This is a genomic window from Pedobacter roseus, from assembly GCF_014395225.1.
In the GTDB taxonomy this organism is placed as follows: Bacteria; Bacteroidota; Bacteroidia; order Sphingobacteriales; family Sphingobacteriaceae; genus Pedobacter; species Pedobacter roseus.
On the sequence record NZ_CP060723.1, the window covers coordinates 4,654,753 to 4,668,983 of the forward strand.

Annotated in this window: 12 protein-coding genes; all 12 read right to left on the reverse strand. The window is 37.5% G+C overall.

The annotated features are described in order from the left end of the window. Positions 1-5: 5 nt before the first annotated feature. The 12 genes from H9L23_RS19035 to H9L23_RS19090 all read right to left on the reverse strand — a co-directional run bounded on the left by H9L23_RS19035 (position 6) and on the right by H9L23_RS19090 (position 14,228). Positions 6-3,632: a SusC/RagA family TonB-linked outer membrane protein gene (locus H9L23_RS19035; RefSeq protein ID WP_223191000.1), complete on the reverse strand. Its 3,627-nt coding sequence runs from the start codon at positions 3,630-3,632 to the stop codon at positions 6-8. A gap of 348 nt (positions 3,633-3,980) precedes the next feature. Further along, on the reverse strand, positions 3,981-5,141 hold the full coding sequence (locus H9L23_RS19040; RefSeq protein ID WP_187591828.1) for a FecR family protein: 1,161 nt from the start codon (positions 5,139-5,141) through the stop codon (positions 3,981-3,983). Between the two features lie 63 nt (positions 5,142-5,204). Continuing rightward, complete coding sequence (locus H9L23_RS19045; RefSeq protein WP_187591829.1) at positions 5,205-5,828, reverse strand: RNA polymerase sigma factor; 624 nt, start codon at positions 5,826-5,828, stop codon at positions 5,205-5,207. 145 nt (positions 5,829-5,973) lie between these two features. Continuing rightward, positions 5,974-6,516 (reverse strand): DUF420 domain-containing protein, encoded by a 543-nt coding sequence (locus H9L23_RS19050; RefSeq protein ID WP_187591830.1) that lies wholly within the window; start codon positions 6,514-6,516, stop codon positions 5,974-5,976. Between the two features lie 70 nt (positions 6,517-6,586). After that, on the reverse strand, positions 6,587-7,282 hold the full coding sequence (locus tag H9L23_RS19055; RefSeq protein ID WP_187591831.1) for an SCO family protein: 696 nt from the start codon (positions 7,280-7,282) through the stop codon (positions 6,587-6,589). Next, positions 7,282-7,635, reverse strand: a complete 354-nt coding sequence (locus H9L23_RS19060) for a cytochrome C oxidase subunit IV family protein (RefSeq protein WP_187591832.1) — start codon at positions 7,633-7,635, stop codon at positions 7,282-7,284. Before H9L23_RS19060 ends, H9L23_RS19055 begins: the two co-directional genes overlap by 1 nt. 24 nt (positions 7,636-7,659) lie before the next feature. After that, a complete protein-coding gene (locus H9L23_RS19065; RefSeq protein ID WP_187591833.1) occupies positions 7,660-8,367 on the reverse strand; it encodes a cytochrome c oxidase subunit 3 in 708 nt (235 codons plus the stop codon). A 31-nt stretch (positions 8,368-8,398) separates the two neighbouring features. After that, positions 8,399-8,965, reverse strand: a complete 567-nt coding sequence (locus tag H9L23_RS19070) for a cytochrome c oxidase subunit 3 (protein WP_187591834.1) — start codon at positions 8,963-8,965, stop codon at positions 8,399-8,401. Between the two features lie 15 nt (positions 8,966-8,980). Next, complete coding sequence (cyoE, locus tag H9L23_RS19075; protein ID WP_187591835.1) at positions 8,981-9,937, reverse strand: heme o synthase; 957 nt, start codon at positions 9,935-9,937, stop codon at positions 8,981-8,983. Between the two features lie 12 nt (positions 9,938-9,949). Beyond that, entirely contained in the window at positions 9,950-11,008 is a 1,059-nt protein-coding gene (locus H9L23_RS19080) for a COX15/CtaA family protein (protein WP_187591836.1), read from the reverse strand. Between the two features lie 83 nt (positions 11,009-11,091). Then, positions 11,092-12,879, reverse strand: coding sequence for a cytochrome c oxidase subunit I (locus tag H9L23_RS19085; protein ID WP_394355262.1), 1,788 nt, complete (start codon positions 12,877-12,879; stop codon positions 11,092-11,094). A 116-nt stretch (positions 12,880-12,995) separates the two neighbouring features. Then, positions 12,996-14,228, reverse strand: coding sequence for a cytochrome c oxidase subunit II (locus H9L23_RS19090; protein WP_187591838.1), 1,233 nt, complete (start codon positions 14,226-14,228; stop codon positions 12,996-12,998). Between the last annotated feature and the right edge of the window lie 3 nt (positions 14,229-14,231).

A 14,231-nucleotide genomic window follows, 5' to 3' on the forward strand; every position in this document is an offset into this window, starting at 1 on the left:
ATTTTTTAGAATCCAACCTTTAATGATAATGTATATTGTTTAGGGATTGGTAAAGCCACCCCGCCATTTCCGAAAAATTCAGGATCTTGTCCGTTTAAACGTTTATCAGAGTATAATAAAGCAATGTTATTTCCAATAAGAGATACTGTTGCATTCGACATGTGGAATTTGGCAGCAAGTTTCTTAGGAATATCGTAGCTTAACGAGATTTGTTTAAACCTGATATAATCTCCTTTTGCAACACGCTCGCTCGAAAAATTATATAGGTTATATGGGTAACGGGCATCTATGGTTGCACCATCCGACTCTTTAACAAGTCTTGCCGCAGTATAAGCATCCAACAAAGCCGGAACAGTTGTAAAAGCCTCATCACCAGGCTGGATCCATCTGTTCAGCATCGATTTAGACATTGAATACAGATCGGGATAGGTAGAAGAAAATGTTTGCGCTAAACGGATGTAGTTACCAGCGGCAAAAGTAAATAAAGCAGAAAGACCAAATCCTTTATACCTGAACTGGTTATAAAAACCTCCGGTAAGTGTTGGGTCTATTGGGCCTTCATATTTAAGATAACCAATATCCGTGCTCTGTAAATTTACATAAGTGGTACGTACACCTTTTTCGTCAATATAATATGGATAGCCATAATTATGATCCAAGCCGGCAAATTGAATTGAATATAATCCTGCCTGAGCATGACCAACCAATGCACCACCATTATCATCAACCAGGCTAAAAATATTTGGGTTAACTTCTAAAGAGGTAATTTCGTTTTTATTAAAAGCAAAGTTGAACTGGGTTCTCCATCTAAAATCCTCTTTATTAATGGCATTACCAGCAATAGTAAACTCTACACCATGAGCTTTCATTTTACCATAATTGGCTGTTTTGGTAAACTCACCACCAATACCAGATGTATTAATGCTACCAATTAAATCGTATATATTTCTTCTATACACATCAACGGTTACATTTAACCTGTCTTTTAAGAATGTTAAATCAGCACCGATATTTGCCTCTTTCAATTTTTCCCAGGTTAACTCATCATTGGCTAAACTCGAAATGTAGGTAACTGTTTCTTTTTCGTTATCGTATGGTCTTCTCGAAATTTGGTTGTAATAAACAGCAGCAGAGTTATTGGCATTACCAATGTTTGCTACTAAACCATAAGTTGCCCTGATACGTGCTGATGTGAATATATCGTTTTTAGGCCAAAAGTTTTCCTGATCGATATTCCATGCACCAGAAATGTTCCAGGTTGGTAACCATCTTGCAGTTCTGCTTTTACCCATCAGGTTAGATCCATCATAACGGGTTGTTGCGTTAAAGCTATATTTATCTTTATAAGCATAAGCCGCCCTTAAAGCAAATGCAGCAAAACGGTCGGCACCTACACTCATACCGTAATATGGCGCACCGGCTTCCTGTCCCTTTTTAAAGTAGTTGTAATTGGCATTAACAATACCACCATTATCATATTGATAACCCACACCATCAAAATTTGATGTTTGTCTGTCGATATAACGAACCTCCATTGATCCGAAAACGTTCAATTTATGAACCTCGGCAATTGTTTTATTAAACTCTAAGTTCTGTCTGAAATAATAATTTTTTAAATTATCATAGTTCACATTGTAGAAACCACCTTGCGGTAAAGTTACAATTGGATATGCCGAGAAATCGTCGGGATTTTGATACAGGAATGGATTGCTACCCATTACAGTTGGATCGTTAGCTCCGGCCCTGAAAGCCATTGCCATATTGGAGTTTTCTTTGATGTAATGCTGACGATCAGTTTTAGCAAAACGGTAAGCTCCATCAACAGAATAAGTTAAACTCGGAATAATTTTATATTTAATCCCACCCTGAACTTTAAAATCGATTTGGCCTAAGGTTAAATAGTTATTTTCTAACTCATTTAAAATGTTAAATGGCGCATAATTTCTGGTAAAATACTCCAAACTTCCGTCTTGATTATAAGGTGTTACAGCTCTGCTGGTGTTTAAAGCATACGAATAAGGGTTAATATCGAAATCTCTCGAGAAAGTTCCATAAACCGGGTCAGAGTTTCTTGTTAAAGTACCTGGCGCACGTTGATCACGTACTGATCCGTTTGCCAGTAACTCTACACTTAATTTATCGCTCATTTTCCAATTAAGCCTAAAATTACCTGTAAAGCGGTCTACCGAGTTACCTATTGTTTGTCCGCTATCATGTAAATACGATGTCGAAGCATAAGTTTGAAATTTCTCTGTACCAGAGGTAACACTTAACGAATGCTCTTGAAGCAGCGAGTTCTTAAACAAAACATCAAACCAATCGGTATTGGCATTGGCATATCTTTCTAAGTATTTTGTGCGGCTTAAAACATCATTTTTCAATTCATAGGTATTGGTAGTTGCATCATAATTGTATAAAGCAGCATACATTTTACCAAAAGGACCAACGTTTGCGCCTTTAGTTGATGTTTGTTGGAAAAATCCTTTATTCTCAAGTTCCAGGTTAATCGACATTTGGTCGGCAGAATTTAAAATGTCGAACTGCGAATAATCTGGTTTTAAGTAAGTGGTAAAGTTACCTGTATAACTAACGCGTGGGGCACCTTCAGTTTGGCGGCCTTTTTTAGTTGTTACCACAATAACCCCGTTCATGGCACGTGCACCATACATGGCCGTAGCGGCAGCATCCTTTAAAATATTGAAACTCTCGATATCATCAGGGTTTAAACCCGCAACTGAAGAGCCGATTAATGTATTCGCATCACCTGTTGATAGTGCATCGTTGGAAATATTTACAACATCCTCCAGGATAATACCATCAACCACCCAAAGCGGCTTGTTATCGCCGGATATTGAAGTTGCACCCCGAACACGGATTTTAGGAGCAGCACCAAAAGTACCCGAAACGTTCTGAACAGATACACCGGCAACCTGGCCCTCTAACATGCGGCTGATATCTGGAACACCGTTTCGTTGAGAATCTTCTGCTTTAACCAACGTTGAAGAACCCGTAAACAATTTTCTGTCTAACTGTTGATAACCAGTAGAAACTACGTTTACCTCCCTTAATTGCGCTGCATCTTCTTCTAATGTAACATTAACCAAAGTTTTAGAGCCTACCTGAACTTCTAATGTTTTGTAGCCGATATAACTAAAAACCAAAGTTGCATTTTCTTTAACAGAGATTAAGTATTCACCAGCACCATTGGTTGATACAGCATTGGCTACCCCCTTTTCGCGTACACTAACGCCTGGTAAAATACCTCCGTTTTTATCGCGTACTTTACCCGAAACCTTTACAGCTATAAAATAACCAATCACTTTATCTAAAATAGATTTTTCGGTCGGTTTTATTAAAATGGTCTTATCTTCAATGGTATAGGTTAAATCTTTACCCGCGATGATTTTCGCCATTACCTCTTCTATGGTCGAATTGCTAAAATTTGCGTTAAAAGTAGTTGTACTGCTAATCTTGCTGGTTGATAACAATACATCGTAACCAGATTGCAGCCTGATTTCTTTGAACATTTTCTCTAATGTTACATTCCTTTCCTTTAATGTAACCAACTGGCCGAATGAAGCTGCACTTACCTGCATTAAAGAGGCAAGCAGTATGACCGTAACTAACTTCATAATCAATAGCAATTTAGGTATGTAGCGTCGATGCGTACATAAAATTCCAATATAAATTTTGTACATTTAATAGTCTGTTTTTTTTTGCGAAGCGCAATGAAGTTTGGAAGCTAAAAAAGCGTTTCGCGGGTTATCCAAGAAATAATTGATTTTTAATCGATTCCGGCTTACGGAATAGCTAAACAGATAATAAAGGGGGTGTTGCAAGCACTCCTTTTATTATTCATTCATCTTTGAATGGTCAGGAGTTTTGTCGAGGTCTAATCATAATTTGTTAGGGTTAGGTTAAGTTGATTATGTTGTTTTATTTTTAGAGATAAAGGTTAGTTAAGCCTCCATCTGTTCTCATTATTCTTTGTAGACAATTACTTTATTGCCTTTGATATCAAAACGCACTTCACCAGTCTGTTCGAACTTGGTCAGCACTTTTGATATTTTTTCGAAACGGCTTACCGTTCCATAATACATCACCTCTTTTGCAGCTGGATCAGCATATTCTATTTCTACGTTATACCAACGGGCCACTTTTCGCAAAATGCTTTCTTGTTTTTCATTATTAAACATGAAATAGCCGTTCTTCCAGGCAATAGCTTCATCCAAGTCAACACCTTTTACATTAATGCCCGAAACGGATACGATAGATTGCTCTCCTGGTTTAAGTATTTCACTTTGGCTAGTACTACCGTGCGATACACGCACACTTCCTTCCAACAGGGTTGTTTTGGTTACGACTTCGTCGTAATAGCTGTTGATATTAAAGTGTGTACCTAATACCTCAACAGATTGTTTATCTGTTTCTACGATAAAAGGATGTGCAGCATTTTTGGCAACTTCAAAATAGGCTTCACCATTTAATTTAACGATACGCTGTTTTGCCGTTCCTATATTTAAGGGATATTGAATAGAAGAAGCGGCATTAAGCCAAACTGTCGACCCATCAGGTAAACGAATCTGCCATTCGCCCCCATTTGGGGTTGATATGGTATTTAACTGGGTATCTTCAACATTTTCTGATTCGGCAATATTATATACCAATTGCCCATCGGCCGTTTTGGTGATGGATAAACCCGCTTCTTTTGCAATATCACCAGTAGTAGCGTCAGAAAGTGAAATCTTTTTTCCATCGGCCAAAGTTAAGATGGCCTTGTTTTTACCAGGCGCAACATCTGTAGCGAACACGTGCTCTTTCTTTTTATTTAAGGAAATATAAGCTCCAAAAGAGAAGGTAATAAATACAACGGCTGCAGCAGCCCATTTGAAGGTATTCATTAAAATCCGACGAGGCGAGCGACCAGGTTTATCTACAGTAAGAATTTTATTTAGAACGGGATTCCATTTTTCATCAACAACATCAGCAGCATATTCTTCCTCTGCGATAATCATTTTCGTGATTTCACCGGTAAGGATTGAATTGCCATTCTCAGCCATAGCTAAGAGTTCTTCTCTTTCTGCCGGGCTTAATGTTTTAGCTGTAAATTGTTGTAATAGATAAAGTATACGTTCTTCCATATAAAGATTCTGATACTAAGAAGCCGCAAAAGAAAATTAGGACTATCGGAATTTAATTTTTTTTCATTTTATTTTAAAAAAGAAGCAAACAATTGGAAAAACAAAGACAATCCCATGCTGATTTAAATGCAACCTTATCGACTTAAGTGATATTACAAGGGCATTTTTGACTGTATTTGGAGATATATTGAGTATTTCAGCGATTTCCGGAATGCTTTTACCATCACGCCTGCTTAGTTGATAAATGTTTTTGCGTTGTTCGGGCAACTTTTCTACTGCCACAGCTATAATCTTGGTAATTTCATTCAAATTAATCTCTTCAGCAGTATTATTATGACTACTGAGCTGTTTATTAGTAAAAGCATCAACCATTTTATCTTCTTTGAGTTTTCTGCGGAGATAACTCAAACATTCATTGGATACATATTTATAAAGATAGGCTTTTACATTCTCTACTTCCACTAATTTATCACGGTTAAGCCAAACCCTTAAAAAAGCATCCTGAATAATTTCTTCGGCAGCATCATCAGATTTTGTAAACTTTGTAGCGAAAATCTGGAGTACAGGAAGATATTTGAAGAACAATACAGAAAAAGCCTGTTCATCACCTTCAACAATTTTTTCGATCAATTTATGTTCATCTTCAGTCTTTCCTGTCACCATAAATTTTTTGATATCTATACCCAATACAAAATGTAAGAATCTTCTTGTGAGATATAATGCACATAAAAGTGGAAAAAAAAATGGGTTAAAGCAAATGACAAACGTACTATAACTAAAAAAGCCTTACATCACAGGTAAGGCTTCATTTATTGCTCTATTAATAAATTTCTTAATACTGATAATAAGGCGAAATCATCAGGTACACCACTACTCCGGTTATGGCTACATAAAGCCAAAGCGGGAAGGTAATTCTTGCAATTTTTCTATGGCGATCGAAACGCTGCGCCAATGCCCTCACATAAGTAACCAATACCAAAGGTATAATGGCGATTGAAAGAAGGATGTGTGTGAGCAGGATAAAGAAATATACATATTTAATCGTGCCCTCTCCTCCAAACTTGGTAGATGGTGTAGTCATGTGGTAAGCAATATACATCACCAAAAAAAGTAAAGAGCAGCCAATGGCTGTTTTCATTAAATTTTGGTGCAGGTTAATTTTACCGTTTTTAATTGCCCATACAGCTACAACTAATAAAATGGCAGTTATACCATTAATGGTTGCATATATAGGCGGCAAAAAAGGAAGCGTTGGTGCATCAATACCAAGGTCTTTTAACTTTACCACAAATAAAAACGCTACTGCAACAGGAATAAAAATGGATAGGATAATAATCCATTTACTGTATTTTTTCTCAATCGGGCTATTTTCCATGAGTATTTTTTATCTCTTTATATTTTTATTAAATGTATTCGACTGCAGACTCCAGACTTAGGACTAAAGACTATCTACCGTCCTTAACATTCCTTAAATACTCGGCGATTAGCACTTTAATCTCGTCTTCCAGTTTAGCATTAGCCTCGGCATTGTCTGCATCATACATGCCACGAATGCGATGCAAATTATCGATCAGTAGAATTTTGTTACTAAAAATGAAGGTTGGCTTTTCTTTGGTATCATCCTCTATCACATCGAGCAATAGACCTCTTTTAATCAGTGGGTAAGTTTTAACGGTATCTCCAGCAAGGAAATCCCACTTACCTTCTTTTGCTTTAAAACCAGCCGCATAGTCTTTTATTTTACTTTTATCAGCAGGATCTACCGATAAGCTTAAAAACTTCACCAAAGGTTTCTGTTCGTAACCATCAGAAAGCTTTTTAATGTATTTACTGGTTTGCTGACCACCTGCGCCTGTATAGAACAGATTAAGCACTACGATCTTATTTTCCAGCGTTTTCCAGCTCACACTATCATTTTGCTGATTGATGAACTTAAAATCAGGAACCTGATGATAAATGGTATCGGGGATTTTCTTCCCTTTTACACTGTGGAAAGTGGTGGCAACGATCTTTTTACCAAAAACAGGTAAACTCTTATACCGGTTTTTTGCAAAGTGTGGCAATAAGTAAAAAAACAAAAATCCCGGTATAGCTAAAATGCTTACCAGGATTATTACCTTTTTTATAGGATTTCTTTTCATTAATGATTCATCATGTGGATGTTTAAAAACCCACCTTCTATTAACATTAATACAATAAAGTAACCAATGAAAATAAATGAAACGGTTAATGCAAGCTGCAGGCCTAATTTCTCATATTTTAAGTGCATAAAGTAAGCAACAATATAAAAAGCCTTTACAAGGGTTAAAGCAATATAAATATAATTACCTACATGTTGAGGGATATGATGACCAGGGATTGCCCATAGTGCTATGATAAACTCGATTGCAGTAATTAAAGTTAAAATACCGGCTACTTTCCAGATTTTAGCTTTATCCAATCCTGCATGTTCGCCATGCTCGTGTCCTTCTGTTGTATGTGAGTGATCTGACATATTAAATATTTTAAATAATTGAAATTAAACCAAATAGAAGAATGTAAATACAAACACCCATACTAAATCTACGAAGTGCCAGTATAAACCAACTTTTTCTACCATTAAATAATGTCCTCTTTTTTCGAAAGTTCCGTTAATCGTCATGATTAAAATAATCACATTGATCATTACCCCACTAAATACGTGGAAACCGTGAAAACCTGTAATGGTAAAGAATAAGTTTGCAAACTGTTGTGCAGCAACCAAAGAAACTGGCCCATCAAATAAATGTTTTAACTCTTCAGCAGATGGAATTGTACCCCACCAGAAACCTTCATGGTGTAAGTGGCTCCATTCTAAAGCCTGACAGCCCAAGAACATAAATCCTAAAACAATTGTAGGAATTAGCCAAGCAATTACTTCTTTTTTAGAACGACGATGTCCGGCCTCTACTGCCATAACCATGGTTACTGAGCTTAAGATCAGAATAAAAGTCATGATACCCACAAAAACTAATGGTGCACCTGTATCTTTAATACCGGGGATAGATTGGAAAACCAAATCCGGATCTGGCCATGTTAATTTAGAAAAACGCTGAGCGCCGTAGTAGATCAATAAAGATGAAAAGGTAAAAGCATCTGACAAAAGGAAAAACCACATCATGATTTTACCATATTCTACCGACCACGGAGAACGACCACCATTCCATGGCCCGGTTTTAACTTGATCTAATTGTGATACTGCATTCATTTGGAAATAGTATAATAGTTTGTTAACAAATTTAACGGTTCAAAAGTAAAAAAACATACAGATATATCCATAATATATCTATAAAATGCCAAAAAATAGAAGCAATTTCCATTCTATACTGGCCTTTAGCAGCAGGAATGTTTTTATAACTGCCTGCTAATGCATTAATAATAAGCCCAACACCTGCTATAATGTGTAATAAGTGCATGCCCGATACCACATAAATAAAAGAAATTGCTGCATTATTGCCCACTAAGGTTGCACCTGTTCTCACCATACTTCCCCATGCATTAAACTGCATCACGCCAAAAGCAACGGCCAATATTACGGTAACCCAAAGCAGGTTGCGCTGTAAACTGAAATTTAATTTTCTTAGCGCTCGGGATGCTAAGAACAAGGTAATACTGCTTGCTATAATCACTAAGCTGGAGTAAATAAATGCATCAGGCAATACTAAACCATGCCCTTTACCTTTAGATGCCGCAAATACCAGGTAATAACTGGTAAAGCCTCCAAACATAATGGTAGATGATACTACAAATAGCCAAACAATAAACTTTCTGGGTTTTGGATCAAATGTATCCTGGATTTTTTCCATTGTGATAACCATAAGTTATTTTGCTATAAAATTTAATAATAAGCCCAACTGTACAGCCGGGATGTAAAAAAACGAACAGAACATCACTTTTTTCGCGTCGATCAGTTCTCTGTTCATTAAAAGTTTAAAAGCCAGCCAGCTAAATATCAATCCTGCTATTAATGATAAACCAGCAATGTAATAACCGCCAAAACCATAAATAGTTGGCAATAAACTTACCGGGATTAAAATCAATGTACTTAAAAAAGTAAGCAGCGCAGATGTTTTATCTCGTTTTTTGGTTGGTAATAATCTAAAACCAGCTTTTTTGTAATCGTCATCCAGCACCCAGGCAATGGCCCAAAAGTGTGGAAACTGCCATACAAACTGGATCAGGAATAAAATAACAGCAATATTATAGTCAATTGCGTAAAACATTTCTGACTTTAAACTACCAAAAGCAGCCAAATAACCAATAAGTGGTGGCAAAGCCCCTGGTATTGCACCTACAAAAACAGCAATCGGCGATTTTCTTTTCAATGGTGTATAAGCAAAAGCATACAATAAAATTGAAAACACAGATAACAAACCGGTTTCAAGATTTAAATGTCCCAGTAACCAGGTACCCAAAAATGCCATAAACACACCCAAAATCAAGCCTTGTCCGGTTGTCATTCTACCAGCAGGCATCGGGCGGTCTTTTGTTCTCGACATTAATTTATCCAGATCCTTTTCTATAATTTCGTTAAAACAGTTTGCTGCTGCAGTAACTAAAAATCCACCTGCAATTAAAATCAGCCAGTTTCCCCAATTAATAGTGTGAACAATGTCAGTTTCACCTAAAGACACCATTTTCTTTACCCAAGCAGGATCTTGACTCCTGCCTATTTGCATTTTCTGTCCAATTAAAAAAGAAATCGATGCCGAAAACACTACCGTAAACGATAGCCTGAATTTGATGAGTTTAGAAAAATCTGAAAGATATTGTTTCAATTTCCTTAAATATTATTGTTTATAAGTACTTGTTCGGTAAACCAACAGGTACAGATAAAACTGTAAACTAAATAACAGCGTTGAGAACAGAATATGTAATGCCTGCGCTGCTGGTGGAAAAGCAATATAAGCTAATGCAATACCACTTAATAATTGGATCAGGAGCGTAATTAGTATAAACCTTGCGGTTAATAATGGTGCTGCTTTACCACTAAAACGATCGATAACCATTTTGTAAACAATCGCATTGGTTATCACCACTAAAATGGCCAGATCGCGGTGATAAGAAAACACAGACCCCACTTTCGAAATCCACGTGGCTTTACTGCCATAAGCAAGCGATTTTGCAATCACATCTACGGCCTCACGCACATCAGTCCCTAAAACGATCTGGATAATGCTGATCACTAAGGTGAAGAACAAAAATCCTTTTAACCATAATATCCGGTACATGATTACAGAAGGTGCTTTGTTAAGCTGTTTCGCGTAATTATAGGTATAAATGGATATGGCTAAAATAACCAGTGCCAAAAGCATGTGTACCGTTACCACCCACTGAGCTAGATTGGTTGATACCACTATGGATCCTAACCAAGCCTGATACCCTACTACAAAAATGTTTAGGATACTTAGCAAAATAATCCGTTTTGCTGTTTTGCGGTAAGTAAAAGAATAAACGGCTGTTAAAAACAGGAATATTCCAGCTGCTACCCCAGCCAAGCGGTTTAAATACTCCGTCCAGGTTTTAGCCGGATTAAACTCTTCGGGTACAGTAATGCTCTGATCGTGCCTGATGCTATCAGCTAAGGCAACTTTGCCCATACTTTCTAAATACCTGGCAAACTTTTCATTCTTTTTCAACCTGCCTGCAACATATTTTTCTTTATAATTTGCAGGAAGCTGTGATACATCGGTTGGCGGAACATAACGGTCGAAACACTTAGGCCAATCCGGACAACCCATGCCCGATCCGGTACTGCGTACAATACCACCGGCAAGTATAACCAATAGCGTAACTATAATGGTTATAAGATTAATTCTAATGAAACGTTGTTCTGATCTACTGACCATATATCTTTTAAGATGAAAAGGGTATCCGGATAAGCAGAAACTTAATCAGATACCCCTTTTAAAATTTTTATTTTAAGCTTAAACTAGCCTTTGTTTGCTTCAACAGGATTGGCTAATTCCCAATCTTGCTGAATTTTTTCTGCTTCTGCATTTCCTTCAAAATCGTGAGGTAAGTTAGAGCTCATCGTTTGAGAGAAAGGAACAGTTTGAGGAATAAAGTCTGCATCATGACCTGGTTTACTATAGTCATAAGGCCATCTGTATACTGTTGGGATTTCTCCTGGCCAGTTACCGTGGATGTGCTCAACAGGTGCAGTCCACTCTAACGTATTAGATTCCCAAGGGTTCTGAGGAGCTACTTTTCCTTTAAAGATTGAGTAGAAGAAGTTGAACAAGAACGCTACCTGAGCAAGTGCAGCCATAATAGCAGCCCATGTTACAAATACGTTAACTGTTAACCATTTTTTCATAAACTCAAACTCTGTAAATGCATAGTAACGACGTGGTACACCATCTAAACCTAAGAAGTGAAGTGGGAAGAATACCAGGTAAGCTGCAATGAAAGTTAACCAGAAGTGTAAGTATCCTAATTTAGCATTCATCATTTTACCGAACATTCTAGGGAACCAGTGATAAACACCTGCAAGCATACCAAAGATTGCTGCAGATCCCATTACAAGGTGGAAGTGGGCAACAACAAAGTAAGTATCGTGTAAGTTAATATCCAAAGATGCATTTCCTAAGAAGATACCGGTTAAACCACCAGAGATAAAGAATGAAACTAAACCGATAGCGAATAACATGGCTGGTGTGAAACGGATGTTACCACGCCATAATGTTGCTAAATAGTTAAAGGTTTTTACTGCCGATGGTACCGCAATAATCAATGTGGTAATCATAAATACACCACCCAACAATGGGTTCATACCGGTAACAAACATGTGGTGACCCCAAACGATGAATGATAATACGGTAATACCAATTAACGAATAAACCATTGCATGGTAACCGAAGATCGGTTTACGTGAGTTTACAGAGATTACCTCAGATGAGATACCCAATGCCGGCATAATTACGATATATACCTCAGGGTGACCTAAGAACCAGAATAAGTGTTGCCATAAAATTGGAGAACCACCTTCGTTTGGTAAAATGTCAGTACCCATTACGATATCTGATAAGTAGAAACTTGTACCGAAGCTACGGTCGAATACCATTAATACCACACCAGCTACAAGAACAGGGAATGATAAGATACCTAAAATAGCAGTCAAAAAGAAAGCCCAGATGGTTAATGGCATTTTCCAAAGGTCCATACCTTTGGTACGCATGTTTAAAATTGTACTTACGTAGTTGATACCACCCATTAGTGATGAGGCTACGAAAAGCACCATACTTATTAACCATAAAGTCATACCCATTCCTGATCCCGGCATTGCCTTGGCAACAACGGATAGCGGCGGATAAACCGTCCAACCACCAGATGCCGGGCCTGTTTGGATAAAGAATGATGACATCATGATCACACATGCCATAAAGAAGAACCAGTATGAAAGCATGTTTAAGAATGGCGAAGCCATATCTCGCGCACCCACCTGAAGTGGAATTAGTAAATTACTAAAAGTACCACTTAAACCTGCGGTTAGTACAAAGAATACCATGATGGTACCGTGAATGGTTACCAAAGCCAGGTAAAAATCGGGTTTGATACGGCCACCTTCTGCCCATTTACCTAAAAATGTTTCTAAGAATGGGAAGTTTTTATCTGGCCATGCCAATTGAATACGGAATAAAATTGATAAGCCCATTGCAATTACCGCCATAATAATACCGGTAATCAAAAATTGCTTAGCAATCATTTTATGATCCATACTAAAGATATACTTTGAAATCAAAGTCTCTTTATGATGCCCATGATCAGCGTGATCGTGATTGTGTTCGTCGTGTAATGCTATTGTTGACATAATTCGTTCGCTCCTGCTTAATATTATTTATTTAAAGCCATTTGGTTAGTTTTAACAGCTGCTGTATCTGTAGCTGTCGAATCTGCTGCTGCTTTTGCAGGTGCAGGTGCCACTGGCAAATTAAATTGTTTTCTTAAATCGTCGTTTAAGTATGTTTTCTGCTCAGCAATCCAGGTTTTGTACTCGGCTTCAGAAACTACACGTACCACTTTCTGCATGTTGTAGTGACCAGATCCACAGATTTTAGCACAGAAGAAAAGGTACTTAAAGTTAGGATCGTTAGTTTCCTGTTGCATTTCAGCGGTAGTTTTTGTTGGCGTAAACTCAAAGAAAACACGCATACCCGGCACGGTATTTAACTGTACCCTGAAGTGTGGCATGTAAAAACTGTGAATTACATCTTTACTGGTTAAGATCAGTTTTACCGGTTTTCCAACTGGGATCACCATCTCATCAGCCATCTCATCATCACGAGAGTTCAGGTCTTTAAAATCGATACCTAATGGGTTGGTAGCTGTAGTTAACTTGTAGTTTTTGTTACCAACTACGCCATCAGCTCCCGGATAACGGATAGACCATTTAAACTGCTCTGAAGTAACTTCGATCTGCAACGGTTTATTTTTAGGATCTTCAACTTTGAAGAAAATTGATCTCCAGGTTAAGAAACCCATTAATACCAATACCGTTAATACTAAAGCAGGAACGATTGTCCAGATCTTTTCGATTGTATTGTTGTGTGGATAGTAGTAAGCTTTTCTTTTAGCTGAGTATTTGTAGATATAAGAAAATCCGAATAACAGGATATGTGTAACCACAAATACGATTGTGGTAATGATTAACGTTAAGTTAAACATTTCATCAATTTTCTTTCCGTGTTCCGATGCTGCAGCTGGAAGCAACATGGCGCCATGCACCGTGTATTCCCAATATACACCATATAAACCTATCACTAAAAACAGGGCAAATAAACTTGCGTGGATCCTGTTCCAGTTAATACCCACAGCTTTACCCTGTGCTTCGCGGCTTAATTCGTATACCCTTATTGCTTTACCAATAATTGCAATGAATAAGCATACGGCAAGGAAAACCAGAATATAAAATATTACAGATTTATAAACCTCGCCCATATCAACTTTCGGTGCCGCGGCAGCACCTGCTGCTGCATCTTGCGCAAATACGCTAGTGTTGGCAAAAGCAGTAATCAATACTGCTAAAGCTGCGGTCGTTTTATTCGTTATAAACTTTCTTAAACTCATTTT